Annotated in this window: 24 protein-coding genes; 13 read left to right on the forward strand and 11 right to left on the reverse strand. The window is 69.2% G+C overall.

What is annotated here, in order from left to right:
- The first annotated feature begins 16 nt into the window (after window positions 1–16).
- From NYZ98_RS08085 to NYZ98_RS08095, 3 genes are all read left to right on the forward strand, one after another.
- Window positions 17–406: a (deoxy)nucleoside triphosphate pyrophosphohydrolase gene (locus tag NYZ98_RS08085; protein WP_262841934.1), complete on the forward strand. Its 390-nt coding sequence runs from the start codon at window positions 17–19 to the stop codon at window positions 404–406.
- Between the two features lie 108 nt (window positions 407–514).
- Complete coding sequence (locus NYZ98_RS08090) at window positions 515–2,860, forward strand: hypothetical protein (protein WP_262841935.1); 2,346 nt, start codon at window positions 515–517, stop codon at window positions 2,858–2,860.
- 370 nt (window positions 2,861–3,230) lie between these two features.
- Window positions 3,231–4,469 (forward strand): hypothetical protein, encoded by a 1,239-nt coding sequence (locus NYZ98_RS08095; protein ID WP_262841936.1) that lies wholly within the window; start codon window positions 3,231–3,233, stop codon window positions 4,467–4,469.
- Window positions 4,470–4,579: 110 nt separating this feature from the next.
- Here NYZ98_RS08095 and NYZ98_RS08100 read toward each other — a convergent pair whose 3' ends face one another.
- The 7 genes from NYZ98_RS08100 to NYZ98_RS08130 all read right to left on the reverse strand — a co-directional run bounded on the left by NYZ98_RS08100 (window position 4,580) and on the right by NYZ98_RS08130 (window position 12,662).
- Complete coding sequence (locus NYZ98_RS08100) at window positions 4,580–5,362, reverse strand: succinate dehydrogenase/fumarate reductase iron-sulfur subunit (RefSeq protein ID WP_262841937.1); 783 nt, start codon at window positions 5,360–5,362, stop codon at window positions 4,580–4,582.
- Complete coding sequence (locus NYZ98_RS08105) at window positions 5,362–7,269, reverse strand: fumarate reductase/succinate dehydrogenase flavoprotein subunit (protein WP_262841938.1); 1,908 nt, start codon at window positions 7,267–7,269, stop codon at window positions 5,362–5,364. The genes NYZ98_RS08100 and NYZ98_RS08105 overlap by 1 nt, the downstream gene beginning before the upstream one ends.
- A gap of 8 nt (window positions 7,270–7,277) precedes the next feature.
- Window positions 7,278–8,093: a hypothetical protein gene (locus NYZ98_RS08110; protein WP_262841939.1), complete on the reverse strand. Its 816-nt coding sequence runs from the start codon at window positions 8,091–8,093 to the stop codon at window positions 7,278–7,280.
- A gap of 226 nt (window positions 8,094–8,319) precedes the next feature.
- Window positions 8,320–8,766 carry a response regulator gene (locus tag NYZ98_RS08115; RefSeq protein ID WP_262841940.1) on the reverse strand — a complete coding sequence of 149 codons (447 nt, stop codon included), beginning with the start codon at window positions 8,764–8,766 and terminating at the stop codon, window positions 8,320–8,322.
- Entirely contained in the window at window positions 8,759–10,384 is a 1,626-nt protein-coding gene (locus tag NYZ98_RS08120) for a sensor histidine kinase (RefSeq protein ID WP_262841941.1), read from the reverse strand. Before NYZ98_RS08120 ends, NYZ98_RS08115 begins: the two co-directional genes overlap by 8 nt.
- On the reverse strand, window positions 10,381–11,574 hold the full coding sequence (locus NYZ98_RS08125; RefSeq protein ID WP_262841942.1) for a PP2C family protein-serine/threonine phosphatase: 1,194 nt from the start codon (window positions 11,572–11,574) through the stop codon (window positions 10,381–10,383). The genes NYZ98_RS08120 and NYZ98_RS08125 overlap by 4 nt, the downstream gene beginning before the upstream one ends.
- Window positions 11,575–11,723: 149 nt before the next feature.
- Window positions 11,724–12,662 carry a LysR family transcriptional regulator gene (locus tag NYZ98_RS08130; RefSeq protein WP_262841943.1) on the reverse strand — a complete coding sequence of 313 codons (939 nt, stop codon included), beginning with the start codon at window positions 12,660–12,662 and terminating at the stop codon, window positions 11,724–11,726.
- A gap of 189 nt (window positions 12,663–12,851) precedes the next feature.
- Here NYZ98_RS08130 and NYZ98_RS08135 point away from each other — a divergent pair, with 189 nt between their 5' ends.
- From NYZ98_RS08135 to NYZ98_RS08170, 8 genes are all read left to right on the forward strand, one after another.
- On the forward strand, window positions 12,852–13,640 hold the full coding sequence (locus tag NYZ98_RS08135; protein ID WP_262841944.1) for a succinate dehydrogenase cytochrome b subunit: 789 nt from the start codon (window positions 12,852–12,854) through the stop codon (window positions 13,638–13,640).
- A complete protein-coding gene (locus NYZ98_RS08140) occupies window positions 13,637–15,562 on the forward strand; it encodes a fumarate reductase/succinate dehydrogenase flavoprotein subunit (protein ID WP_262841945.1) in 1,926 nt (641 codons plus the stop codon). The genes NYZ98_RS08135 and NYZ98_RS08140 overlap by 4 nt, the downstream gene beginning before the upstream one ends.
- A complete protein-coding gene (locus NYZ98_RS08145) occupies window positions 15,559–16,296 on the forward strand; it encodes a succinate dehydrogenase/fumarate reductase iron-sulfur subunit (protein ID WP_262841946.1) in 738 nt (245 codons plus the stop codon). Before NYZ98_RS08140 ends, NYZ98_RS08145 begins: the two co-directional genes overlap by 4 nt.
- Before the next feature lie 193 nt (window positions 16,297–16,489).
- Window positions 16,490–16,627, forward strand: a complete 138-nt coding sequence (locus tag NYZ98_RS08150; RefSeq protein WP_262841947.1) for a hypothetical protein — start codon at window positions 16,490–16,492, stop codon at window positions 16,625–16,627.
- Between the two features lie 377 nt (window positions 16,628–17,004).
- A complete protein-coding gene (locus tag NYZ98_RS08155; protein ID WP_262841948.1) occupies window positions 17,005–17,601 on the forward strand; it encodes a DUF6058 family natural product biosynthesis protein in 597 nt (198 codons plus the stop codon).
- Between the two features lie 198 nt (window positions 17,602–17,799).
- Complete coding sequence (locus tag NYZ98_RS08160; RefSeq protein ID WP_262841949.1) at window positions 17,800–17,937, forward strand: hypothetical protein; 138 nt, start codon at window positions 17,800–17,802, stop codon at window positions 17,935–17,937.
- A 644-nt stretch (window positions 17,938–18,581) separates the two neighbouring features.
- Window positions 18,582–19,745 carry a Fic family protein gene (locus NYZ98_RS08165; protein ID WP_262841950.1) on the forward strand — a complete coding sequence of 388 codons (1,164 nt, stop codon included), beginning with the start codon at window positions 18,582–18,584 and terminating at the stop codon, window positions 19,743–19,745.
- Window positions 19,746–20,015: 270 nt separating this feature from the next.
- The gene (locus NYZ98_RS08170) at window positions 20,016–20,153 is read left to right on the forward strand and encodes a hypothetical protein (protein ID WP_262841951.1); all 138 of its coding nucleotides are present in this window, start codon (window positions 20,016–20,018) and stop codon (window positions 20,151–20,153) included.
- A gap of 240 nt (window positions 20,154–20,393) precedes the next feature.
- On the opposite strand, the gene NYZ98_RS08175 is transcribed toward NYZ98_RS08170, so the two are convergent.
- Both NYZ98_RS08175 and NYZ98_RS08180 read right to left on the reverse strand, forming a co-directional pair.
- Entirely contained in the window at window positions 20,394–20,600 is a 207-nt protein-coding gene (locus NYZ98_RS08175; protein WP_262841952.1) for a DUF397 domain-containing protein, read from the reverse strand.
- Entirely contained in the window at window positions 20,591–20,806 is a 216-nt protein-coding gene (locus tag NYZ98_RS08180) for a helix-turn-helix domain-containing protein (protein WP_262841953.1), read from the reverse strand. Before NYZ98_RS08180 ends, NYZ98_RS08175 begins: the two co-directional genes overlap by 10 nt.
- Before the next feature lie 335 nt (window positions 20,807–21,141).
- Here NYZ98_RS08180 and NYZ98_RS08185 point away from each other — a divergent pair, with 335 nt between their 5' ends.
- Both NYZ98_RS08185 and NYZ98_RS08190 read left to right on the forward strand, forming a co-directional pair.
- Window positions 21,142–21,495 (forward strand): ATP-binding protein, encoded by a 354-nt coding sequence (locus NYZ98_RS08185; RefSeq protein WP_262841954.1) that lies wholly within the window; start codon window positions 21,142–21,144, stop codon window positions 21,493–21,495.
- A gap of 274 nt (window positions 21,496–21,769) precedes the next feature.
- Entirely contained in the window at window positions 21,770–22,909 is a 1,140-nt protein-coding gene (locus NYZ98_RS08190) for an AI-2E family transporter (protein ID WP_262842078.1), read from the forward strand.
- A gap of 47 nt (window positions 22,910–22,956) precedes the next feature.
- Here the strand turns inward: NYZ98_RS08190 and NYZ98_RS08195 are convergent, their stop codons facing one another.
- Window positions 22,957–23,271, reverse strand: a complete 315-nt coding sequence (locus NYZ98_RS08195) for an ArsR/SmtB family transcription factor (protein ID WP_262841955.1) — start codon at window positions 23,269–23,271, stop codon at window positions 22,957–22,959.
- Window positions 23,272–23,949: 678 nt separating this feature from the next.
- Window positions 23,950–25,287 (reverse strand): carbohydrate-binding domain-containing protein, encoded by a 1,338-nt coding sequence (locus tag NYZ98_RS08200; RefSeq protein WP_262841956.1) that lies wholly within the window; start codon window positions 25,285–25,287, stop codon window positions 23,950–23,952.
- Window positions 25,288–25,390: the final 103 nt, after the last annotated feature.

The raw sequence follows: 25,390 nt of genomic DNA on the forward strand, positions 1-25,390 counted from the left end.
CTTAGTCTTTACCCGCATGGAGAGGATTGTTGTGGCGGCGGCCATCGTCGAGGGGGGCAGGCTTCTGGCCGCCCAGCGTGCCGGGCCGCCGGCGATGGCGGGCGGCTGGGAGTTCCCCGGAGGCAAGGTCGACCCGGGGGAGACCGACCACGAAGCGCTGGTCCGGGAGTGTCAGGAGGAGCTCGGCGTCGGCATCGCGGTGGGCGACAGGATCGGCGGCGACTGGCCGCTCAGCCCCGGGTACGTGATGCGCGTCTGGCTCGCGCGGCTCATCTCGGGCGTTCCCCATCCCCATGAGCACTTGGCACTCCGCTGGCTGGCCCATGACGAGCTCTATGACATTCCTTGGCTGCCCGCCGACCTGCCCGTGGTGCGCGCTGTGCAAGAACTGATCCCTGAGGGTTGAACCCCGGCGCGGTGTGAGATAACTGCTACACAGCGTGATGTGTTTGTCGCGCAACGTATCGGGGGACGGGGATTCGCAGTGGCCGGTTGGTGGCAACGTGCCCAGGTGATGTCCGCGGTCGGCGCCGGAGCGCTGGCCATCGGCGGCGGGGGAACGGCTCCCGCCCTGGCGGCGGAGCAAGGTTTCGCCGATCCGCCGGACTCGGTGGACAGCGCTCAGCTCAGCGTGCGCCTGATGGGCGCGACCGATCCGGCCCGGCAGGGTACGCCGATCCGTGCGGGCGACATCCTGCACTTCCGCGTCAAGCTCGACGGGCCCGCCCAGAACGCGCGGCTCGCGGTGGCCGCGACCCCGAAGGAGGCGCTCTCCTCGGTCGGATGCGAGAACCCCGCCGTCGCGCCCGTACGGGCCGCCGCGCGCCCCCAGGTCTGCGAGTTCGAAGAAATCGCGGGCACCAAGACCGTGGACGTGGCCCTGACCGTTCCCCGTGAGGCGGCGGTGGTGGGGGTCACGGCCGTCGCCCACATGCGCGACCCCGGCGGCGTCCAGTGGATCCGCCGCGTCGCGGACGTGACGTTCCGCATCGACAAGCCGTCCAGCACCCGGGGTCCCCTGCTGGACCCGGCCCCGCTCGACGCCGACGCCGTGCCGAAGGGGCTCGACGTCGAACCTGAGCTGGCCACCGGCGCCGGGTCGGTCACCACGGGCGGCGAGGACGCCGGCCCCGGTGCCGAGGACCATTCCGGCCCGACCGACGAGCCCGGTGCCGTCGGGGGCTCCGACGCGGGCACGGGCGTGTCCGCCAGCTCCGGCGTGGTCGTCGGCGACTCCGCCACCCTCGGCACGGCCGGGTCCGCCGCGTCGGGTCCCGCGGCCGTCGCCGCGCAGAAAGGCCCGTTCGGGGAGCGGCCCGCGGTGATCGTTCCCGCCGGGTCCGTCCCGGCCGCCGGCCTTCCCGGGCCGGCGGGGGTCCGTGCCCCTGACGGCGTCCCCGAGGGCCCGCAGGGCGCCAAGGGCGACTTCGCGAGCGCGACCGGCCCGGGTGGGCCGATCGGCGGGGTGGCCGGCCAGGGCACCAAGGACGTGTACGGCAACTCGGCCGGCCACGCCCCCGAGACCGCCTCCGCCGGCCCGGCGGCCCAGGACGTGAAGGACCTTTCGGGCAGCCCGGCGGCGCACGGCGCCAATGACATCGCGGGCGGCCCGGTGGTTCAGGGTGTTCAGGACATCTCCGGCGGCCCGGCCGTACGGGGCGATTCGGGTGGCCCGGCCGTCCAGGGCACCACGGGAAGTCCAGCCGTTCAGGGCAATATGGGAAGCCCGGCCGGTCAGGGCAATATGGGAAGCCCGGCCGGTCAGGGCGAATTGGAGAGCTCGGTCGAGGGCGATTCGGGTGGCCGGGTTGTGCAGGGCATCGAGGACGCGAGTGGCCAAGCGGCTGGACAGAGCCCGGCGGGCGCCGGTGGCGCGGCCGGGCATGCTCCGAAGAACACCAGCGGAGACCTGGGCCCGACCCTGCCGGACCTCCCAGAAGACTCGCAGGGCATGGCGGGCATCGACCCGAGGATCGAGATCCTGGCCGGGCCCGGCGCCCGGCGACCCGGTGAGACCAAGCTGGTCGAGGTGACCGGGAGGTCCCCGCAGACCGGCGGCTGGCAGGAGCAGAAGCCCGTCGCCGCCGCCCCGAGGGTGCCAGGCGCCGCCCATGCGGCCCCCAGGTCCTCGCGCCACCACCGCCCCGGCAAGGTGAAGGCCTCGCCCGCCGTGCCGCACCCGGCGCCCGGCATCCCGGCCCACCCGGGGAGGGCGGTCGCGCAGGCGCCCGCGAGGGTGGTCCCGATGCCGATGCCCCTCCCGATGCCGATGCAGGCGCCGCCCGTGGCGCCCATGACCACGCTCCAGATGCCTCCGGCGGTCGCGATGCCGCCGGCGCGGACGACCGCGCCGGCTCCGGGCACCGTCCTGGCCCCCGGAGCCGGCCCCGCGCAGAACCCGGCGCAGGGGACGCCCCTGCGCCCGGGCCAGCCGCAGGGCCTGCCCGGCCAGGCGATGCCGGGCCAGCTTCCGGGGCAGCCGATTCCCGGTCAGCCGGTTCCCGGCCAGAACCCGGACCAGGGGATGCCGGGCCAGCCGGTTCCCGGGCAGCCCATGTCCGGCCAGCCCATGCCCGGACAACCCCTGCCTGGTCAGCCCATACCCGGTCAGCCCTACCCGGGGCAGTCTCCGTTCGCCGGTCAGCCGCAGACGCTTCCCGGTCTTCCGCCGGGCCCGGCGATGGGCGCGCCCCTGCCGCAGGAGGCCCTCCCGCCGAAGCAGGACCTGATGGCGGGCACCGACAACGGTGACCTTTCGATGGTGCGCGGTCTCCCCGCCGTCGTGGGCGCCGTGGTGCTGCTGCTGGGCGCACTGGCACTGCAGATGAAGCTCCGCCGCCGGCGGGCTTCCCGCGGATAGGGCCGTCACCTGAAGATCTGGCGCTGGCGGGCTTCCCGTGGATGGGCCGTGGTCTGAAGCTCTGGCGTCGGCGGCTTCCCGTGGATGGGCCGTGGTCTGAAGCTCTGGCGTCGGCGGCTTCCCGTGGATGGGCCGTGGTCTGAAGCTCTGGCGTCGGCGGCTTCCCGTGGATGGGCCGTGATCTGAAGCTCCGGCGTCGGTGGGCTTTCGCCCGATAGGGGCCGTCGCCCTGAAGCTTCGGTGCGGGCGGGGTTCTCGTGGATTGGGGTCGTCACCGGAGCGGTGTCGTCAAACGCCCTTTACTGTTACTTTTGCCCGACTAGTATTTGCCGTAGTCGAATGGGCGATGGTGGCTGGGCGGAGGGCATCGATGAGCGGACGCGTGCGTCTGACGGCCGCGTCCGCGGTGGTGGCCTCGCTCGCGCTGACCGGGGTCGTGCTGCTGGCGACCTCGCCCCTGACGGCACCCAGGGCGAACGCGGCCCAGGTCGCCATGGCCGACCCCACAGAGGTCGAGCCGAGCGACCCGACGATCACCGACGTGCCGAGCGACGTGACCGACCCGGACGGCCAGGACCCCCAGCCGGAGCCCACCGTCACGGTGACGATCACCGAAAGCCCCGACCCGACGGTCACCAAGACCAAGACGGTCGACCCCAAGCCCAAGCCCACCAAGACCAAACCGGTCAAGTCAAGCCCGAGCGCGACGAAGACCGCCCCCGTGGTGCCGCCGGTCGAGACCCTGCCCACCAGCACCCCGCCGACCCTGCCGACCAGCGAGCCGATCCTGCCGTCGACGCAGCCCACGGTCGAGAGCCAGGTGCCCGACCCGCAGGTGTCGCTGGCGCCGGCCTCGCCGACGCTCTCGCCGTCGGAGAGCGCCGAGCCGGCCGTGTCCTTCGAGGAGCCGACGCCCGACTCGGTGCCGATCGAGATCCGGAACGCCTCCCCCGAGTACGACCAGCTCGAGCTGAGCAGGAAGCTCGCCATCCCGGGCGTGCTGCTGGCCGTCCTGGTGATGCTCGGAGTGCTGATCTTCGAGGGCAGGATCCGGCGGATGGCGCACGCCGCGGCGGTGCGCAAGGCGGGCCCGCGTTCGCCCGGCAGGCACCGGGGCGACGAGTTCCCCGGGTACCCGATGCCCGGCTACCCGATCTACCACGGCGGCACGACCTACGCGCCGATCATCAGCTTCGTGCCGGTACAGGGCCACCCCGGCGCGCTCGGCGGGCCGCAGGACGGCCCGTCCTTCGGCGGCCCGTACGAGCTGGGCCCCGGTCCTTCGTACGGTCAGGGCGCGGGCGGCGGGCAGATCCCGCTCGCCCCGATCGAGGGCGGCCCGATCTCGTTCGCCCCCGGCGCCTCCGAGCGCTGGCCCCGTGAGAACACCGGCGGGTTCGGCTCGGGCGAGACGATCACCTTCCCGGCGGCGGGACGCCGTCCGGCCCCAGAGCAGGGCCCGGTGCTCGACGGGACGCCGTCCCAGGGGCCCGGTTCCCGTGGCTCGTCCGGGGACGTCAGCGGGTTCACGTTGCAGGCGCCGCTGCCCGGCGACGCCGCCGAGCCGCGTCGCGGCATCCTCGGCCGCTTCCGCCGCCGCTCCTCCTGACACCGCCCCTCCCTGCCTCTCCTGGGTCGCCTCTCCCGGGTCCGTGACCCGTACGCGGAAGGGCCGCTCACCGTGTGGTGGTGAGCGGCCCTTGCGTGGTGGTGCCCGGTCTAACTCGTCTTGGAGCCCGACGAGCTGGACGACCCGGTCCGCTTGAAGATCTTGTTGCCGAGCCAGACCAGCGGGTCGTACTTCCGGTCGACGACGCGCTCCTTCATCGGGATCAGCGCGTTGTCAGTGATCTTGATGTGCTCGGGGCACACCTCGGTGCAGCACTTGGTGATGTTGCAGTACCCGAGGCCGTGCTCCTCCTGGGCCGAGTCCTTGCGGTCGGCCACGTCGTACGGGTGCATGTCCAGCTCGGCGATGCGCATGAGGAAGCGCGGCCCGGCGAAGGCCGGCTTGTTCTCCTCGTGGTCACGGATCACGTGGCAGACGTTGTTGCACATGAAGCACTCGATGCACTTGCGGAACTCCTGGGACCGCTCGACGTCGATCTGCTGCATGCGGTACTCGCCGGGCTTGACGTTGTCCGGCGGGGTGAACGACGGGATCTCCCGTGCCTTCTTGTAGTTGAACGACACGTCCGTGACCAGGTCCTTGATGACGGGGAACGTCCGCATCGGGGTCACGGTGATCGTCTCGTCCTCCTCGAAGGTGGACATCCGCGTCATGCAGCCGAGCCTCGGCCTGCCGTTGATCTCCACCGAGCAGGAGCCGCACTTGCCGGCCTTGCAGTTCCACCGGACCGCGAGGTCGGGGGTCTGCGTGGCCTGCAGCCGGTGGATGACGTCGAGGACGACCTCGCCCTCGTTGACCTCGACCACGAAGTCCTCGAGCTTGCCCTCGCCGCCCTCGCCGCGCCAGATGCGGAACTTGGCCTTGTATCCCATCAGGACTCCTTAACGAGCGTGTCGAAGTCCGCCAGCTCGTCGGCGGTGATGTACTTGCTGAGCTCCGCCCGGTCGAACAGGGCGATCAGGTCGTCCCGCATGGACGGCTGGTCGCGCTCCTCGATCGTGACCGCGCCGTCCGGCGTGAGACCGCACCTGAGCAGCTTGCGCCGCCACTCCGCCGACATCACGGGGAAGTCGTCCCGGGTGTGGCCGCCGCGGCTCTCCTGCCGGATCAGCGCCGCGCGGGCGACGCACTCCGAGACCAGCAGCATGTTGCGCAGGTCGATCGCCAGGTGCCATCCGGGGTTGTAGATCCGCCCGCCCGGCGCGCCGGCGTTGGCCGCGCGCTCCTTGAGCTTCTCGACGACCTCCAGGGCCTCCTGGACCTCCTCGGCCTTGCGGATGATGCCGACGAGCTCGTTCATGGTCCGCTGGAGCTCGTGGTGGACCTCGTACGGGTTCTCGCCGCCCGTCCGCGACAGGGGGGCCATGGCCTCGACCTCGGCGCCCTTCAGCGTCTCCTCGGGGCTGACCGGCCGGCCGGGGAGCCCGTCGACGTACTGCGCGGCGCCGGCGCCGGCGCGGCGGCCGAACACCAGCAGGTCCGACAGGGAGTTGCCGCCGAGGCGGTTGGAGCCGTGCATGCCGCCCGACACCTCACCGGCCGCGAACAGCCCCGGCACCGACGAGGCGCCGCTGTCGGCGTCCACCTCCACGCCGCCCATGATGTAGTGGCAGGTGGGGCCGACCTCCATGGGCTCGGCCGTGATGTCGACGTCGGCCAGCTCCTTGAACTGGTGGTGCATCGAGGGCAGCCGCTTGACGATCTCGGCGGCGGGCAGCCGGCTCGACACGTCCAGGAACACGCCGCCGTGCGGGGAGTCGCGCCCGGCCTTGACCTCGGAGTTGATCGCCCGGGCGACCTCGTCACGGGGCAGCAGCTCCGGCGGGCGGCGGTTGTTGGCCTGGTCGTTGTACCAGCGGTCCGCCTCCTCCTCGGTGGTGGCGTACTTGTCCTTGAACACCTCGGGGATGTAGTCGAACATGAACCGCTTGCCCTCGGAGTTGCGCAGCACCCCGCCGTCGCCGCGGACCGACTCGGTGACCAGGATGCCGCGCACCGACGGCGGCCAGACCATGCCGGTCGGGTGGAACTGGATGAACTCCATGTTGATCAGCTTGGCGCCGGCGAGCAGCGCGAGCGCGTGGCCGTCCCCGGTGTACTCCCAGGAGTTGGAGGTCACGACGTAGGACTTGCCGATGCCGCCGGTCGCCAGGACCACCGCGGGGGCGTCGAAGCAGATCAGGCGGCCGGTCTCGCGCCAGTAGCCGAAGGCCCCGCTGATGGGGGAGTCCTCGTCGGGTCCGGCCTTGAGAAGCTGGGTGATCGTGCACTCGGCGAAGACCTTGAGGTACGCCTCGGGGTCGCCGTGCAGCTTCTCGTCCTCCTGCTGGAGGGCGACGACCCGCTGCTGGAGCGTACGGATCAGCTCCAGGCCCGTGCGGTCGCCGACGTGGGCGAGACGCGGGTACTCGTGGCCGCCGAAGTTGCGCTGGCTGATCTTGCCGTCCTTGGTGCGGTCGAACAGCGCGCCCCAGGCCTCCAGCTCCCAGACGCGGTCCGGGGCCTCCTTGGCGTGCAGCTCGGCCATGCGCCAGTTGTTGAGGAACTTGCCGCCGCGCATGGTGTCGCGGAAGTGCACCATCCAGTTGTCGGCGGAGTTGACGTTGCCCATGGCCGCGGCGGCTCCGCCCTCGGCCATGACCGTGTGGGCCTTGCCGAACAGGGACTTGCAGACGATGGCGGTTCGCTTCCCCTGCTGCCGGGCCTCGATTGCCGCCCGGAGTCCGGCGCCGCCCGCTCCGATGACGACGACGTCGTATTCGTGACGCTCGATTTCCACTGTGATCCTTAAGCGAACGGGAAGTTGATGATGCCCTTGGCGACGAGCCGCACGTAGAGGTCCGCCAGCATGACGGAGTACATGGAGAGCCAGGCCAGCAGCATGTGCCTCGAGTTGAGCTTCGAGACGAAGGTCCACATCTTGTAGCGCACGGGGTGCTTGGAGAAGTGGTTGAGCCGGCCGGCCGTGATGTGGCGGCAGGAGTGGCAGCTCAGCGTGTACGCCCAGATCAGCACCACGTTGATCCACAGGATGGCCGTGCCGAGGCCGAAGTGGCCCCAGTCGCCCTGCGCGTCGCGAAGCGCGAGCACGGCGTCCCAGGTCAGGATCCCGGCGATGACGATGGCGCCGTAGAAGAAGTACCGGTGGATGTTCTGGATGATCAGCGGAAGCCGCGTCTCACCGGTGTACTTCTTGTGCGGCTCGCCCACGGCACAGGCGGGCGGCGAGAGCCAGAAGGCGCGGTAGTACCCCTTGCGGTAGTAGTAGCAGGTCATGCGGAATCCGGCGGGCAGGCCGAGGATCAGGATTCCGGGCGGCAGCGTCCACCAGTCGCCGAAGGGCGCGAGCCCGAGGAACCGCGCGCCCTCGGGACAGGACGTCGCCAGGCACGGCGACGAGAACGGGGCGATGTACGGCTCGACGAAGTAGCTCTTGTCGAAGATCGCCCACAGTCCGTAGACGAGGAACGACGCGAGTGCCGCGAATGTGATAGCCGGGGCCAGCCACCATCGGTCCGTGCGCAGGGTGCGGGCCTTGATCTGGGCTCGCTGCTTCCTCTGCGCCGGCTCATTGGTCGGCCGACCGGCCGTTGTCTGGGTCATCGGAGAACTCTCCACCTCCCGCGGACCCCCCTCGCCATTCGGTGCGGGGTCCGGGCTTTCACATTTGGCTTTGGGTGCCGCGCGCGTCGTGGTTCGCGCCGGTCACACAGCCGCGCGCGTGCCGGTGGGGGTCTACGTTACGACGGTGCGATACCTCTGTGTGAGAAGGGTCACTCACTTTTTGGACTGACCTGGTGTGATTCCCGTCACGTCCCTGTCAGACCGGCTATCGCTGCCCGGTTCGCGGCAGTTTGACGACCGTGACGAAGAAGTCGTCGATCTGCCGGACCACCCGGATGAACTGGTCGAAGTCCACCGGCTTGGCGACATACGCGTTCGCGTGCAAATGATAGCTCCGCAGGATGTCCTCTTCGGCCTCGGAGGTCGTGAGGACCACCACGGGGATGCTGCGGAGCGCCGCGTCGGCCTTGATGTCCTCCAGCACCTCCCTGCCGTCCTTGCGGGGCAGATTGAGGTCGAGCAGGATCAGGTCGGGCCGGGGCTTCCCGGCGTACTGGCCCTCCTGGCGCAGGAAGGCCATGGCTTGCTCGCCGTCGCTCACGACGTGCAGCGTGTTCTGGACCTTGTTGTGCTCGAAGGCCTCCTGGGTCAGCAGGACGTCGCCTGGATCGTCCTCCACCAGAAGGACGTCGATGAAGCGGTAGTCATCCATGCTGCTCTCCAGGAGTCGCGGGCAGGGTCCAGCGGAAGGTGGTGCCAGGCCGGTCGGGGTCCGGGTCCTCCAGCCAGATCTTCCCGCCGTGGTACTCGACGATCTTCTTGCACAGCGCCAGGCCTATGCCCGTACCCGGATACACGTCCCGTGGGTGCAGCCGCTGGAATATCAGGAAGATGCGGTCAGCGTACTTGCTGTCCACCCCGATGCCGTTGTCGGCGCAGGCGAACTCCCACATGTCGCCCTGCTCGTGGGCGGAGATGTGGACGCGCGGCGCCCGGTCGGAGCGGAACTTCAGGGCGTTGCCGATGAGGTTCTGGAAGAGCTGGGTGAGGAGCACGCGGTTCCCGAAGACCGTCGGCAGCCCGTCGTGGGTCACGACGGCGTCGGTGTCCTCGATCTGCGCCGCCAGGTTGCCCACGGCGGTGTCCACCACCTTGCCGGCCTCCGTCGGGGCCTTCTCCCCGCCCACGCGGCCGACCCGGGACAGGTCGAGCAGGTCGTTGATCAGCAACTGCATGCGCTTGGCGCCGTCCACCGCGAAGGCGACGTACTGCTTGGCGCGGTCGTCGAGCTGGTCCCCGTACCTCTGGTCCAGCATCTGGGTGAAGCTCGCGACCTTGCGGAGCGGCTCCTGCAGGTCGTGGCTCGCCACGTAGGCGAACTGCTCCAGCTCGGCGTTGGACCTGCGCAGCTCCACCGTCTGGTCGGAGAGCATCCGCTGGGCCTCGGCGGCGCGGCGCCACTCGCGCAGGATGCGCCCGCGCATGGCGTCGACGCGGCCGGACAGCTCCGCCAGCTCGGCGGGCCGGTCGACCTGCAGCGTCCGGTCGAAGTCGCCCGTGGCCACCGCACGCACCTGCTGGGTGAGCTGGGAGATCGGCCGCAGCACGATGTACCTGATGATCAGCGTGAACGCCACGGCCGCGCCCACGAAGACGAGCGCCAGCACGATCAGCACCAGGTAGAACGTCCGCCAGCCCGCCTCGATGCGGTCGCTGCCGACGTTGTGCAGCCGGCCGAGGTTGTCCTGCTGGGCCGACAGGGCCGCGCGGACGGCGGTGAACCGCTGGGTGTTGACCTGGGCGTAGGTGGTCGCGGTCTGCTTCTTCAGCTCCGGCACCTTGGCGATCACGACGTCGGCGTAGTCGCGGCGCCAGGCGGCGGAGGTCTCGATCAGGTGGGCGAGGTCGGCCTTGGCCGTTCCCTCGGGCATCCGCCCCATCAGCGCGCCGAGCTTGGCGGTCGCGGCCGACTCGGCGGTCACCCCGGCCTTGTAGCTCTGGAGGTACTGGTCCTCGTTGGTGCGCCCGTAGGTGCGGATGGAGCTCTCCTCCGCCGAGAGCGCGGTGGCGACCTCCAGGGTGTGCAGGACGGCCGGGTCGATCACGTCGACCACCGACTCCCGTGCGGCGTTCATGGAGTTGACGGTCGCGAGGGTCAGGCCGGTCCCGAGCACGAAGGCGAGGGCGACCATCATCCCCGCGATGAGGAACCACCGGCCCAGGGGCAGCCGCCCGACGCCGCTCGGCGGCTCGGGGGAGGGCAGGGGGGCGAGTTCGGTCACGGCCGGCTCCTGGTCGGGCGTACGGGCCGGGTGGACCGCCTCGGTCATCGGACGCTCCGCCCGACGAGCACGGCGGCCAGGTCGTCGCTGAGCGCGTCGCGGTGCATCGCCTGGACGGCGCTGATGATCCGGTCGAGGTCGATCTCGCCCTGCTCGCGGATGAGGCGGATGAGGCCCTCGGTGCCCAGGAGGTCGGGGCCGCCGCCGACGGTCGCCTCGATCAGGCCGTCGGTGTACAGGAGCATCGACCAGTCCTCGCCGAGCTCCAGGTCGATCGTGGTCCAGTCGATGTCGTGGAAGATGCCGAGCGGGGGCCCGGAGGGCGTGCCCGGCACGATGTCGACGCCGCCGTGCACCCCATCACGCACCAGCAGCGGCGGCGGGTGCCCCACCACGTGCAGCCGGGCGTGCCGAAGGTCGGGGTCGATGGTCACCATGCACATGGTCGTGAAGATCTCCGGCGACTTGCGCTCGTTGCGCAGCACCCGGTCGAGGGTGGCCAGCAGGTCGTTGCCCGTGTGGCCGGCCAGCACGAGGGTGCGCCAGGCGATGCGCAGGGCCACGCCGAGGGCCGCCTCGTCCGGGCCGTGGCCGCAGACGTCGCCGATGACCACGTGCACGGCGCCGTCGGGGGTCTGGACGGTGTCCCAGAAGTCGCCTGCGAGCAGCGCCTGCCTGCGTCCGGGCAGGTAGCGGGCCTGGTGCTGGAGGCCCTCGCTCTCCAGTTCCTTCTTCAGCATGGGCACGGGCAGCAGGCCGTGCTCCAGCCGGGCGTTCTCGCGGCTGAGGTGCTGGGCGTCGGCCAGGTTGCGCTGGGCCAGGTCGGCGCGCTTGCGCTCGATGGCGTAGCTGATCGCGCGCGCGAGCAGCCGCTCGTCGACGTCCTGCTTGACCAGGTAGTCCTGGGCGCCGGCGGCGACGGCCTCGACGCCGACGTGGGCGTCGTTGAGGCCGGTGAGCACCAGCACGGCGGTGTTGGGCGCCATCGTGATCACTTGACGCAGGGCCTCCAGGCCGCTGGCGTCCGGCAGGGAGAGGTCGACGACCACGCACTGCACCTCGGAGGTGAGCCGGTCGAGGCTTTCGGCGAGGCTGCGAGCCCAAATGATCTTGGGGGGTGTGGGCGCCGCCGCGAGAAGCTCCTCGACCAGGAACGCGTCACCCGCGTCGTCCTCGATGAGGAGGATCGTCTGCATCTCGGTCGGCGCCTCCGGCATGCCGGGCGAGAGCGCGGTCACTTGTGCCTCTTGTGAAGTGATGGTTGACCTTGACTGTTGCCCTGCACCTTATAGCGAAAGTCGTTCGAACGCATGAAAGTGCTAAACCGTGACTCGGGGGTAGGAAGCACGAGAAATGCCCCTCGATACCGGTGGGTAGCCACGGCCGGCTAGTCGGCCGGCTGCTGGGCCAGTGCGACACCTTGCGGCAAAGATCCCTCCTCGGCGGCCACCAGTAGATAGGACAGCAGCGTAGCGCGGAAGGCGTGGGCGGCCCGGGTAGGTTCGACGTCCTTGCGGTGAGCGAGAGCTATCGTGCGGCGAAGCCCCGGCGGCGCCAGCGGAGTGCCCGCCAGGCCCGGCCGGCCGTCCAGGACCATGGACGGCACCACCGCGACCCCGAGACCGGCCTCCACGAACCGCAGCACCGCGTCCATCTCGCCGCCCTCCACGGCGAAACGCGGCTCGAACCCGGCCTGGCGGCAGGCGCTCAGCGTCGCCTCGCGCAGGTCGTATCCCCGGCGGAACATCACCAGCGGGCGCCCGCGCAGCTCGTCGATCCTGATGTACGCCTTGCGCCCCCGCGCCGAGGCGGGGGAGGCCACCACGAGGCTCTCGTTCAGGATCTCCTCGGTGACCAGGGAGGGGTCGCTGCTCTGCAGGGGCAGGATGATCAGCGCCAGGTCGAGCTGGCCGCGCGCCAGGTCGCGCACCAGGTCCCGCGAGCCGCCCTCCTCCACCAGCAGGTCGATGCCGGGGTAGTCGCCGTGGAACCGGGCCAGGGCGTCCGCCAGCAGCCCCGCGCACAGGGACGGCGTGGCACCCAGCCGCACCCGCCCCCGGCGCAGCCCGGCCAGCTCGGCCACCTCGCGGCGGGCGGTGTCGGCGTCGGCCAGCATCCGCCTCGCCAGCGGGAGCAGGGCCTCGCCGGCCGGGGTGAGGGTCACGTTGCCCCTGGCGCGGCTGAACAGCGGCGCGCCCAGCTCGGTCTCCAGGGCCTTGATCTGCTTGCTCAGGGACGGCTGGGCGACCCGCATCCGCTCCGCCGCCTGCGTGAAGTGCGAGGTCTCCGCCACAGCGACGAACGAGGCGAGTTGCTGTAGCTGCACGTCTCACAGCGTACGGGGACGCTTCCGGCGCGCTCGGCAGCGGCCGGTGCCCGCATTGTGAGATTGCTCGCATCGGCGGCGCGGCCGGGACCGGCCCGCCGCGCGGAGCCACGGAGGATAGCCTCCGGCTATCGGAACCAGGCGAAACGCGACTTGGACGCCCGCCGGGCCGCTACCTAGCGTCGAAGGGTGACATCGACGATCGACCGGGGCCTGGCCACCACACCGGTGCCCCGACGCGACGCGCCCCCGAAGCCGTCCGCCCGGCGAACGAAGCCGCCCGCCCCGCGAGGGCCCGCGCGGCGCCCGGGCCTGTTCGGGTCCACCAACGGCAAGAAGGCCGTCATGGCCGTCACCGGAGCCGTCCTGGTGGCCTTCCTCATCGGCCACATGCTCGGCAACCTCAAGATCTTCCTCGGCGCCGCGTCGTTCAACTCGTACGCCGAGTGGCTGCGGACCGTCGGCGAGCCCGCGGTGCCGGCCCGCAGCCTGCTGACCGTCGCCGAGATCGTGCTGACCGCGGCGGTGGTGCTCCACATGTGGTCGGCGGTCTCGCTGGCCCGCCGCGCGTCCAAGGCGCGGCCGGTGAAGTACGCCAAGCGCAGGTCGCAGGCGGGGGGCTACGTCGTGCGCACCATGCGGTACGGCGGCGTCATCATCCTGCTCTTCGTCATCTGGCATCTGCTCGACCTGACGTTCGGCGCGGTCAACCCGAAGGGCTTCGACGCCACCCCCTACGACCGGGTCGTGGCCGGCTTCGCGCCCGCCCGCTGGTGGGTGACGGCCTTCTACGTCGTGGCGCTGGCCATGGTGGGGCTGCACCTGCGGCACGGGCTGTGGAGCGCCTTCCAGACGCTCGGGCTGGCCGCCGGGCGCAGGCGCAGGTTCCTCGACGTGTTCGCCGCCGTCTTCTCCGCCGCGCTCGTCCTGGGCTTCGTCGCGGTCCCCGTCGCCGTGATGATCGGAGTGGTCAAGTGAAGTACACGATAGGCGAGCCGATTCGCGACACGAAGGCGCCGGAGGGGCCCATCGAGGAGCGGTGGGACACCCGCCGCTTCTCCGCCAAGCTCGTCAACCCGGCCAACAAGCGCAAACTACGCGTCATCGTCGTCGGCACCGGCCTGGCCGGCGGCTCGGCCGCCGCGACCCTCGGCGAGCTGGGCTACAAGGTCACGTCCTTCTGCTACCAGGACTCGCCCCGGCGCGCGCACTCGATCGCCGCGCAGGGCGGGATCAACGCCGCCAAGAACTACCGGGGCGACGGCGACTCGGTCCACCGGCTGTTCTACGACACCGTCAAGGGCGGCGACTTCCGCGCCCGCGAGTCGAACGTCTACCGGCTCGCCCAGGTGAGCGTGAACATCATCGACCAGGCGGTGGCGCAGGGCGTGCCGTTCGCCCGCGAGTACGGCGGCCTGCTCGACACCCGCTCCTTCGGCGGCGCCCAGGTCTCGCGGACGTTCTACGCGCGCGGGCAGACGGGCCAGCAGTTGCTGCTGGGCGCGTACCAGGCCCTGGAGCGGCAGATCGCGGCCGGGACCGTCGAGATGCACACCCGGCACGAGATGCTCGACCTGGTCATCAGCGACGGGCGGGCGCGCGGCGTCATCGTCCGCGACCTGGTGACCGGCGAGATCGAGACGCACCTCGCCGACGCCGTCGTGCTGGCCACCGGCGGGTACGGCAACGTGTTCTTCCTGTCGACCAACGCCAAGGGCTGCAACACCACGGCGATCTGGCGCGCGCACCGGCGCGGGGCCTACTTCGGCAACCCGTGCTACACCCAGATCCACCCGACCTGCATCCCGGTCAGCGGCGACTACCAGTCGAAGCTGACCCTGATGTCGGAGTCGCTGCGCAACGACGGCCGGGTGTGGGTGCCGGTGCGCGCGGGCGACGACCGGGCGCCCGCCGACATCCCGGAAGAGGACCGCGACTACTACCTGGAGCGGATATATCCCGCTTTCGGGAACCTGGTGCCGCGCGACATCGCCTCCCGGGCCGCCAAGAACGTGTGCGACGAGGGACGGGGCGTCGGCCCCGGCGGGCTCGGCGTCTACCTGGACTTCGCCGACGCGATCGGCCGCCTGGGCAAGACCGCCGTCGAGGAGAAGTACGGCAACCTCTTCGAGATGTACGAGCGCATCACCGGCGAGGACCCCTACACCCGCCCGATGCGCATCTACCCGGCCGTCCACTACACGATGGGCGGCCTGTGGGTGGACTACGACCTGCAGTCCACCATCCCCGGGCTGTTCGTGATCGGCGAGGCCAACTTCTCCGACCACGGGGCCAACCGGCTCGGCGCCTCCGCGCTGATGCAGGGGCTCGCCGACGGGTACTTCGTGCTGCCGACCACGATCGGCGACTACCTGGCGGGCGGGCCGTTCGGCGACGTCGACCAGGCGAGCGTCGACCAGGCACTCGGCCAGGTCACCGGCAAGATCGGACGGCTGCTGTCCACCGGCGGCACCCGCACGGCCGACTCCTACCACCGCGAGCTGGGCAGGCTCATGTGGGAGTACTGCGGCATGGAACGCACCGAGGAGAGCCTGCGCAAGGCGCTGGAGCGCATCCCCGAGCTGCGTGAGGAGTTCTGGGTCAACGTGAAGGTGCCCGGGGACGAGGAGGGCCTCAACCAGGCGCTGGAACGGGCCGGGCGGGTCGCGGACTTCTTCGACCTGGCCGAGCTGATGTGCCTGGACGCGCTGCACCGCACCGAGTCCTGCGGCGGGCACTTCCGGGCCGAGTCCCAGACCGAGGAGGGCGAGGCGCTGCGCGACGACGAGAACTTCGCGTACGTGGCCGCCTGGGAGCACGGGGCGGACGGTGTCCCGGTGCTGCACAAGGAGGCCCTCGACTACGAGTACGTCAAGCTGAGCTCGCGGAGCTACAAATGAACCTCACCCTGAAGGTATGGCGGCAGAACGGCCCCGCCGACACCGGCCGGATGGTGACCTACCAGGTCACGGACGTCTCGCCGGACATGTCGTTCCTGGAGATGCTGGACGTCCTGAACGAGCGGCTCATCCTCGACGGTGACGACCCCGTCGCGTTCGACCACGACTGCCGCGAGGGGATCTGCGGCATGTGCGGCATGGTCATCGACGGGGTGGCCCACGGCGAACAGCGGGCCACCACCACCTGCCAGCTCCACATGCGCCACTTCGAGGACGGCGCCACGGTCACCATCGAGCCGTGGCGGGCCGCGCCCTTCCCCGTGATCAAGGATTTGGTCGTCGACCGCAGCTCGTTCGACCGCATCATCCAGGCCGGCGGCTTCATCTCCGTCCCGGCCGGTTCGGCGCCGGACGCGCACAGCGTGCCGGTGAAGAAGGACGACGCCGACGACGCGTTCGACGCCGCCACCTGCATCGGATGCGGCGCCTGCGTGGCCGCCTGCCCCAACGGCTCCGCCTCCCTGTTCACCGCCGCGAAGATCACCCACCTGGGGCTGCTCCCGCAGGGGCAGCCGGAACGCGCCTCGCGGGCGGTGGCGATGGTCGACCAAATGGACCTGGAGGGCTTCGGCGGCTGCACCAACACCGGCGAATGCACCGCCGTCTGCCCCAAGGGCATCTCCCTCGACGTGATCACGCAGATGAACCGCGACTACCTGAGATCCCCGAAGTAGGACGCGCGGCCCCCTGACCTGCCATGACCTCCACGTCACGCCGTGGGGGGTGGCAGGTCGCTTTTCTGTGTGGCAGGAAGTGGTCACGGGCGGGCAGCTTGCTGCCGTCCATTCGTCTGGTTCCAGGCTTCTGTTTGCCGGAGAGTTGTTCTCACAAGGACGAACGCAAAACCTCCCGGAAAAGAGAAACAAAATGACGAACTCCACTTCCTCCCCCGCCGCCAAGAACACCGCCACCCGCGCCGCCGGCACCACCTGGGACTCCTTCTCCCGCACCGCCGGAACCACCTGGGACGCCTTCGGCAAGACCCCCGGCACCACCTGGGACTAATCACACCAGAACAATCGCCAGAATCGCTCATAGCAATCAGAAATCAAGTTCAATCAGATCCACCTGAACGAACAGCTCGATCGAACGAGAACAGCCCGGCCGCCCGACTAAGACCCTCTTGATCCGCATCCGGATCGACGGCATCGGCGAACATCGAATCACCGGGTACCAAACGCTCAGCACACCTCCCGCGAACACGGCTGTTCCGGCACGCTGCCCGAAAAGCCGTCCAATTCATCCGGCGCCGGTGGGATCCACTCCTGCCCGGATGCCGGTCGTCCTGGGATGGTTCGACGCTCGGCGAAACGATCCACGGCTAGCGTGCGGGACGAGAGCGGCCGGAGCGCCGCCCCGCGCGAGCACCGGAGGAACGTCCCATGTCCGAGGCGGATCTGAAACGACACCTGTCCGAGCGGTTCCGCGAGGTCAACGGGGACCATCCGATGACGCGTGCCGACGACGACTACGTCAGCGAGCAGTTCGTCGTCCTGGAGAAGCTGTGCGCGACCCACGGACGTGACGCGGACGAGGTCCGGCGGCTGATGCTGGACAGGCGCCTGCCGCTGCCCGGCTACCTGCGCTCCGACGGCGCCGAAATGGTGCCTTCCGACCTGTTCGCCCTCGCCGAGGAGGCCGGCGGCCTGGACCGGCTCGGCGCGTGGTTCGCCGCCCACTGGGCCGACCCGGCCGAGGGGGAGGACGAGCTCAACGGCTACCTCAACGGCCGGTACGTGTGCCTGCACTCGGTGACCCCGGAGAACATCCAGCGCAAGGGCGCGCTCGTGGCCGCCATCACCACCGAGCTGGACGAACCAGGGGAGGGGGAGTGGCTCGGGCGCCTGCACGCCCTGGTCGACGAGCTCGACGCGCTGGAGCCCCCGTTCACCGCCTACGACCGTCTGCGCTTCGGCGGCCCGACGTCCCGCGACACCTGCGTGGACGGCGCGCGCGCCCGCCACCCTCTCCCGCGCTGACGGCTCCCGCGCTGTCGCCCTCCCGCGCTGACGGCGCGAGCGTTCCCGCACGTCGTAGGGCGTGGTTTTCGCGGGTGGCAGGAAGTGGTCACGGGCAGGCAGCTTGCTGCCGTCCATTCGTCTGGTTCCAGGCTTCTGTTTGCCGGAGAGTTGTTCTCACAAGGACGAACACAAAACCTCCCGGAAAAGAGAAACAAAATGACGAACTCCACTTCCTCCCCCGCCGCCAAGAACACCGCCACCCGCGCCGCCGGCACCACCTGGGACACCTTCTCCCGGACCGCCGGAACCACCTGGGACACCTTCGGCAAGACCCCCGGCACCACCTGGGACTGAGAAGACAAAGAACTCAAGCGGCCGACCACCAACCGAGAAACAGTCCCCCTCGAAAATCGAACAAGCGCAGAGAACCACCGCACCACCAAAGTGAACACTTCCGGTCACGCCGACTCTGGCCATTCGACTCCGATGGCATCGGCGACAATCAGGGAACCGGGCATTCCAGCGGCCGATTGACCGCCGAGACCCTCCTCGCCGGAAACGACCGGCCGGACCCTTCTCCGGACCAGCACCCGATGACCCCCTCACGCGCCGTCCAACCCGGTGCCGCGCTGCCGCGCCGTCGCGCCCTTCGCCGCCCGGGGATCTTCGCGCCCGAGGGGTTCCGCCAGTACTGAGCGGGCCGCCCAACCCTCACGACCGACACCTCGGCGCTCCGCGCCGCCTCCCCATGCCGCGACCGCTCCTCCAGCCACGTAGAAGCGCAACCTTTCATGCAGTCGACCTCGATGAAAGGATACGGCTTATCCTTTCATCGAAAGGGCGTGCGTGAAAGGATGGCCGACATGGCTGGACACCTCGAGGAGTCATGGCCCGCAGCCTGGGACGCCCCAAGCAAGCGGGACCGGCGGGGTGGGCTCTATCGCCCCTACCTTCCTGACCTCCTTGCGGGTGGCGGCCCGCTTGAGGTGTCCTCGGGCATGGCTCAAGAAGCCTCCAAGGCTGAGAATCTGGTGCGCCGGCTGGTCGCGCATCCCGCAAGCCACGGCATCGACGGCCTCGCTCGGTTCCTCCTTCGGTCAGAGGCGATCGCCTCATCCAGGATCGAAGGGCTGCAGGCTTCCCCGCAGCAGGTGGCGCTGGCCGAACTCGCCGACGGCGACACGGGGGTCACACAAGGATTCACCACGACGGCAAAGCTGGTGGCCAACAATGTGACAGCGCTTCGGCGGGCCGTCACCGAACTGGTCGCTGTCGAGGCCGTCTCGACGGCCGACATCGTGGCTTTGCATCAGGCTCTGCTGCCCGAGGACAGGAACCACGGCCTACGGGAGGTGCAGAATTGGATCGGCGGCGGCAATTGGCACCCTTTGGACGCCGAGTTCGTCCCGCCTCCGCCCGAGCACGTCCCTGCGCTTATTGCCGATCTCGCGTCCTATGTCAACGACGCTCCGCACGCGCCTCTCATCCAGGCCGCACTGGTCCATGCGCAGTTCGAGACCATCCATCCGTTCACCGATGGCAACGGCAGAGTCGGCCGGGCGCTCATTCACACAGTCCTCACTCGGCGCGGGCTGACCCCGAACGCGATCCTTCCGATCAGCTTGGTTTTACTCACGCGCTCGGATGAATACGTCAACGGGCTCACGGCGTTTCGATACAACGGCGAAATGGCGTCGCAGGAAGCTCAGTCCGCTCGGAACGCTTGGCTACATGTTTTCCTCACGGCCACGACGACGGCTGTCGAGCAGGCGGAGAGGTTCGCCGACGAACTCACTGAGCTGCGCGCGGAGTGGCTGGAGCGGCACCGCCTCTTCCGGCAATCTCGCGGGCTGCGGCCCTCTCCCCGGTCCGGTTCGGCGGTCGCTCGTCTTCTTGAGTTGTTGCCGGCGGTGCCGGTCATGACCGCCCGTACCGTACAGCAACTGTTGTCGGTCACTCACCCTGCTGCCCGTCAGGCGCTGGAAGAACTCGCCGGGGCCCGCATCGTGCATCCCAAGCAGGTTGAGCGGCAGACCACGGGATACCTGGCTCGTGAAATCTTCGATCTTCTCACGCTGACCGAGCGCCGCTTGGCCAGTACGCGATGGGATACCCGCGAAACCCCACCCCGGCGTACGGTCCCGGCTCGTCCACAGCGTTGAGTCCGGTAACGGCTGCGATCTGCCAAGCCAGGGCCGGTCAGGGCGCTGCGCAAGCGATGATCTTCGTGTGCGCGACAGGCGGCGCAGGGTCCTGACCTGGCCTGGCGTGAGGTGCTGCCGCACGCGTTGCCAGGTAGCTTTTTCAAATGGCAGGAAGTGGTCAGGGGCGGGCAGCTTGCTGCCGTCCATTCGTCTGGTTCCAGGGTTCTGTTTGCCGGAGAGTTGTTCTCACAAGGACGAACACAAAACCTCCCGGAAAAGAGAACGAAAATGACGAACTCCACTTTCTCCCCCGCCGCCAAGAACACCGCCACCCGCGCCGCCGGCACCACCTGGGACTCCTTCTCCCACACCGCCGGAACCACCTGGGACACCTTCGGAAAGACCCCCGGCACCACCTGGGACTGAAAAACCGGAAAGCCCCTCGAACAGCCGCTGGAAAATGAACACGACCGTTCGCTGAACGGCTTCAGGAAATACTGCGACACCGCAGGCAAGAAAGCGCACGGACCGCCAGGCCAAGTCGACCAAGACCATCGCGATCGGTACCCGACGGATGGCATCGGCGAACACCACAGTGTTAGGCCCAGGACTCCAGGTCCCCATCGAATTCCCGGTCACCCGCTGCAGGGGTGAATTCCCGACGAGTCAGGACAGATTGCTGAAGCTGCCTGCCTTGACGCCGATGACGAAGGACCGCCACTCGGAGGGACCGAAAATCAGGTTAGGTCCATCCGGAATCTTGCTGTCACGTACGGCGACCACGCCGGGAAGATTGTCGGCTACTTCTACACACTGCCCGCCATTGCCTGAAGATCGTGACGACTTCCGCCATACGGCGACACTCAAGTCCATTGCTGTTTCGCTTCCTCGATCATCTTGCGGGACCCGCGCTCAGGATATGCCCATAGTCGTATGAGGCGGCTCACCTGGGTCTGTGTGCATCCCAGGCGGGTGGCCACGGCGGCCTGGGAGAGCTGAGCGGCCTCGCGCAGGCGGCGCATCTCGGTGCCGAACGGCACGCGAGGGGACCCGGGGTCGGGGAATTGCTCCACGGTCATGGCGATCCTCTCGAATAGAGAAAATCGGGCTTTTCATCTTGGGCGGCGATTCCGGTCCGAGGTTTGATTAAACCGGCCGCTGTCATCACCGGTCATCTTCTGGGCCGCCGATCAGGCTTGGAATCACCGGTCACGAAGGCAATACAAGCACACGCCATGTTTATCCGGCAGGACGGAAAGAAAAGCGATTCATCATCTGTGAGCGAGGGGCGGGACGAGTGAAAAGGGATCGAGGGGGTAGCTTCCGGCGGCCAGGGCCGGTCGGGCTGCGGCAATGCGATGAGGCGCCCAGTTCGGACGCGTGGATCGGGGACTTTCCCGGCGGGATCGCGTCCGTGCCCGCGACCCGGGCGTGGGCGCGCGGGCTGCTGGCCACGCGGGTCGCCGGTCCGGTGCAGGACGACGTCATGCTCCTGCTGAGCGAGGTGGTCACCAACGCGGTGGAGCACTCGTCCTCCGGGAGCAGGGCCGATGGGCGGGTGACCGTACGCGTGACCCTTTCTTCCCGGTTCGTCCACGTGGAGGTGACCGACGCGGGATCGGCCACGAGCGCGCCCGTGGCGCGGATGGTGGAGGCCGGCAGCGAGGGCGGACGGGGCCTGTGGCTGGTCGACATGATCGCGACCGCGTGGGGATCCCGTCACGACGGCAAGGCAGGCAGAACGGTCTGGTTCCAGGCGGCGCTGTAGGAGGGTTACGCCACGACAGGGCGCCCCACCGATACGCGCGCATATGGCCGCGTCACTGCCAATACCGCGACGCAGATGGTCGCGTCACTGCCAATACCGCGACGCAGATGGTCGCGTCACTGCCAATACCGCGACGCAGATGGCCGCGTCACTACGACGCAGATGGCGGCGTCACGGGAGGTGAGCGCTCGGGCCCCGGGCGAGGGGGTCACTCATCGGCGCCGGCCCGAGTCCGTTTCCTCTGGACTGTGCCTAGGGTGTCCTTGTGCCTGACATGCTCAATGCCACGAAGACGCGCACCGCGCTGCGCACGTCGGCGCTCATCTCCCTGGAGATGCTCGTCGTCCTGCTGATGGCCGCGGTAGCCGTATGGGTCCTCGGCCAGATGTGGTCCGTTATTTGGCCGCTCGTGATCGCCCTGCTCCTCACCACCCTGACCTGGCCCGTGGCCCGCTTCCTGCGCCGGCACGGCTGGCATCCCGCCCTGGCCGCCTCGGTGGTGACCATCCTCTTCCTCCTGGTCGCCGCAGGCACCGTGGTGCTGATCGCCGTCCCGGTGGCGTCCCAGTCCGGCGAGCTGTCCGCCGGGGTGGGCAGAGGCATCCAGCAGTTGCGCGACTGGGCCGCCGGGCCACCGCTGAACATCAGCGCGGACCAGGTCAGCAGCGCACTCGACAGCGGGGTCAAGCGCGTCCAGGCCAGTGTCGGCAGCATCGTCACCGCCACCCTCACCGGCGTGGGCACCGTGGTCAACGGCCTGGTCACCACCGTCCTGGCGCTCTTCCTGATGTTCTTCTTCCTCAAGGACGGCCCGCGGTTCCTGCCCTGGCTGACCCGTCAGCTACCCGGCCGACTCGCCACGGACGTGCCGACCGTGGCCGCGCGTAGCTGGGACACCCTCGGCTCGTTCGTACGCTCCCAGGCCTTCGTGGGCCTGCTCGACGCCGTCTTCATCGGTCTCGGCCTGTGGATCGTGGGCGTACCGCTGGTCCTGCCCCTGGCCGTCCTGACCTTCGTCTCGGCGTTCATCCCCATCGTCGGAGCCCTGTTCGCCGGGTTCGTCGCGGTCCTCATCGCGCTGGTGTCCAACGGGTGGACGGACGCGCTGGTCGTGCTCGCCATCATCGTCGCCGTGCAGCAGCTAGAGGGGAACGTGTTCCAGCCCATGGTGCAGAGCCGAGGTCTCGGCCTGCACGCGGGGGTGATCCTTCTGGCGGTGACGCTGGGCGGCAGCCTGGCGGGCATCGTGGGCAGCCTGCTCGCCGTACCGGTCGCGGCCCTGATCGCCGTGGTGTGGAACTACCTGCGCGAACAGCTCAGCGACCCGCCCCAAGAACCGGACACCGGCGTACCGGTAACGGACCAACCAGACACCGGCAAACCAGAGACCGTCCCCGTGCCGAAACCCACCTGACGAGGTCACCGTCCGCCCGTTGTGCTCGATGTAGGTTCCGAGGTTCATCAGGTCTCCTTGGTGTCGTCGAGGTACCGCCCGAGCGTGTCGAGCCGGGCGTTCCACAGCCGCCGGTAGGGGGCGAGCCATGCGTCGAGCTCGGCCAGCGGGGCGGGGTCGAGGGTGTAGACGCGGCGTTGCGCGTCCTGCTCGACGCGGACGACGCCCGCGTCGCGCAGCACCCGGAGGTGCTTGGACGTGGCCGGCTGGCTGAGGTCGAGCGCGTCGACCAGCTCACCGACGGCGCGGGGGCGCTCACGCAGGAGCTCGAGTATCGCGCGGCGGTTCGGATCGATCAGCACGGACCAGATCGCATCGGGCACTCGGCCCAATATGCCACAGGAGGCATATGCCATGCAAGGAATACACGCCGGTTTTCGTGTTCCGGTGAGGCGCGCCTGCCGTCGCGGAAGGCGATCACCCGATGCGTACGGGCGGCCGTGCGGGGCTCTCACCTGCGGTTACGTCCTTCGTCGGCGGGACCGGCGGCACGTCCCCCGAGATGGTGGCAGGAAGTGGTCAGGGGCGGGCAGCTTGCTGCCGTCCATTCATCTGGTTCGGGGCGCGGAATTGCCGGAGAGTTGTTCTCACAAGGACGAACACAAAACCTCCGAAGAAAAGAGAACGACAATGACGAACAACACTTTCTCCGCCACCCGCACTGCCGGCACCACCTGGGACTCCCGCGCCGCCGGCACCACCTGGGACAGCTTCTCCAAGACCCCCGGCACCACCTGGGACTAAGAAAGACCGAACAGATTAATCAGCAAGAATCCCAACTGGAAACAACGACCGACGAATAGCAGCAGATCCCATCTAGTAAGACGAGAAAAGCCCGAAAGCCCCGGCTAAGACCACCTTGATCCGCATTCGGATCGGCGGCACCGGCGGACACCGAAGAAATCGGGCGAACAAAGCGGACGGCCCGACCCCCGCGAGACTCCATCCCCTGGCCCACCGGCCGGCCTTCGGCATGGCCATTGCGTCCCGCGGGATCAGAGTCAGTGCACCAGGCCGATGCCGGTGAAGGAGCGGTCGTACTCGGTGAACGACTGGTTGGTGTACGGCCCGTAGATCCAGGTGCGCACCGAGCCCGCCTGGGTGTCGATCTCGACCAGGCGCACCGGGTTGGTGGTGTTGGAGTGGAACGTCTGCAGGAACGAGTAGATCTTGTTGCCGTGCACGCCGGTGTCCACCCTGTTCCCCGCGATGCCGACATGCCCGGAGAAGACGAACATGATGTTGGCGTACTGCTTGATGAGGTTGTCGTACAGGTACTGCGGGCTGGTGGCGCCGTACCCGGCGCTCTGCTCGATCGCGCCGTTCGCGTCGATGTAGTCGTGCGTGGCCACGATGACGTTGTGGTGCGGGTAGGCGGCGACGACGCTCTTGGCCCAGTCGACCACCTCGGTCCTCGGCCACAGCTCAAGGGTCATCACCAGCCACTGTGCCCCGCCGGCGTCATAGGTCGAGAACGAGTTGTCGACCTTGCCCGGCTCGAACTGCCCCTTGACGGCGCCGTACTGCGCAGCGGTGAAGTACTGGTTGAAGACGGTCGTGTCCCGGACGAGCTCCCGCGTGTGAGCGGGGTCGCGGGCCGAGCCGCCGACACCGGTCGCCTGCGTGTCATGGTTGCCGATCGCCAGCGAGTACGGCACCTTCGCCGTCTCCAGCGACCGCATGGCGTTCCGCGCGACCATGTACTGCGAATGGTCGGGGGTGTCCCAGTTGACGACGTCACCGGTGTGCGTCACGAACCGCAGGTCGAGCGCGGCCCGGTTGCCGGCGAGCCAGTCGGTCCGGTTCTTGAAGCGGGTGTCGCCCGCGTTCAGCACTTCCTGCTGGGTGTCGGGCATGACGGCGAAGCTGAACTTGGTGTCGGTGACGGGCGACTCCATCCGGGCGTAGGCCAGGTGGACGTTGCGGTCGCACGCCGCCGTGCTCAGGTCGTTGATGAACTGGATCTTGACGGAGTGCGTGCCCGCGCCGAGCGCCGGTCCCACCGGGTAGGTGCCGTAGCTGGTGGCGCTGACGATCGTGGTCTGGCCGGCGACCGTGCCGTCCACCGTCACCTGGACGGTCGGCCACCCCTCGCAGTTGTCGCCGATCGCGCCGATCGCCACCCGGCCGGAGCCGTCGATCGTCGTGGTGGCGTAGCTGGTATCGCTCCACAGTGAGGCCTGGGTGCCCGACGCGGGGACGGGTGTGCCGGTCGCCGTCCTGATGGCCCCGTTCACCACGGTGAACTGCGAGGCCGGGGCGGCGTTCGCGGTACCTCCCCAGAGGGCGGTGGCCGCCAACGCCGCGATGACCGCGGATCCGCTTCTTCTCATGCGCATCGCCGATTTCCTCCGTGCACGTCGTGTCCGCTGCTCCGACACCCGGATGGTAGGCAAGATCAGGTACGGCAATGCGAATACCGAGAACATTGTCCAGATACGC

The organism is Sphaerisporangium corydalis, from assembly GCF_025506355.1.
Classification (GTDB): Bacteria; Actinomycetota; Actinomycetes; order Streptosporangiales; family Streptosporangiaceae; genus Sphaerisporangium; species Sphaerisporangium corydalis.

What these genes read in the sequence shown, in the direction of transcription:
- NYZ98_RS08085 (WP_262841934.1), top strand. Translation starts at nt 17, where the DNA reads ATGGAGAGGATTGTTGTGGCGGCGGCCATCGTCGAGGGGGGCAGGCTT.
- NYZ98_RS08090 (WP_262841935.1), top strand. Translation starts at nt 515, where the DNA reads ATGTCCGCGGTCGGCGCCGGAGCGCTGGCCATCGGCGGCGGGGGAACG.
- NYZ98_RS08095 (WP_262841936.1), top strand. Translation starts at nt 3,231, where the DNA reads ATGAGCGGACGCGTGCGTCTGACGGCCGCGTCCGCGGTGGTGGCCTCG.
- NYZ98_RS08100 (WP_262841937.1), bottom strand. Translation starts at nt 5,362, where the DNA reads ATGGGATACAAGGCCAAGTTCCGCATCTGGCGCGGCGAGGGCGGCGAG.
- NYZ98_RS08110 (WP_262841939.1), bottom strand. Translation starts at nt 8,093, where the DNA reads ATGACCCAGACAACGGCCGGTCGGCCGACCAATGAGCCGGCGCAGAGG.
- NYZ98_RS08115 (WP_262841940.1), bottom strand. Translation starts at nt 8,766, where the DNA reads ATGGATGACTACCGCTTCATCGACGTCCTTCTGGTGGAGGACGATCCA.
- NYZ98_RS08120 (WP_262841941.1), bottom strand. Translation starts at nt 10,384, where the DNA reads ATGACCGAGGCGGTCCACCCGGCCCGTACGCCCGACCAGGAGCCGGCC.
- NYZ98_RS08145 (WP_262841946.1), top strand. Translation starts at nt 15,559, where the DNA reads ATGAACCTCACCCTGAAGGTATGGCGGCAGAACGGCCCCGCCGACACC.
- NYZ98_RS08150 (WP_262841947.1), top strand. Translation starts at nt 16,490, where the DNA reads ATGACGAACTCCACTTCCTCCCCCGCCGCCAAGAACACCGCCACCCGC.
- NYZ98_RS08155 (WP_262841948.1), top strand. Translation starts at nt 17,005, where the DNA reads ATGTCCGAGGCGGATCTGAAACGACACCTGTCCGAGCGGTTCCGCGAG.
- NYZ98_RS08160 (WP_262841949.1), top strand. Translation starts at nt 17,800, where the DNA reads ATGACGAACTCCACTTCCTCCCCCGCCGCCAAGAACACCGCCACCCGC.
- NYZ98_RS08165 (WP_262841950.1), top strand. Translation starts at nt 18,582, where the DNA reads ATGGCTCAAGAAGCCTCCAAGGCTGAGAATCTGGTGCGCCGGCTGGTC.
- NYZ98_RS08170 (WP_262841951.1), top strand. Translation starts at nt 20,016, where the DNA reads ATGACGAACTCCACTTTCTCCCCCGCCGCCAAGAACACCGCCACCCGC.
- NYZ98_RS08175 (WP_262841952.1), bottom strand. Translation starts at nt 20,600, where the DNA reads ATGGACTTGAGTGTCGCCGTATGGCGGAAGTCGTCACGATCTTCAGGC.
- NYZ98_RS08180 (WP_262841953.1), bottom strand. Translation starts at nt 20,806, where the DNA reads ATGACCGTGGAGCAATTCCCCGACCCCGGGTCCCCTCGCGTGCCGTTC.
- NYZ98_RS08190 (WP_262842078.1), top strand. Translation starts at nt 21,770, where the DNA reads ATGCTCAATGCCACGAAGACGCGCACCGCGCTGCGCACGTCGGCGCTC.
- NYZ98_RS08200 (WP_262841956.1), bottom strand. Translation starts at nt 25,287, where the DNA reads ATGCGCATGAGAAGAAGCGGATCCGCGGTCATCGCGGCGTTGGCGGCC.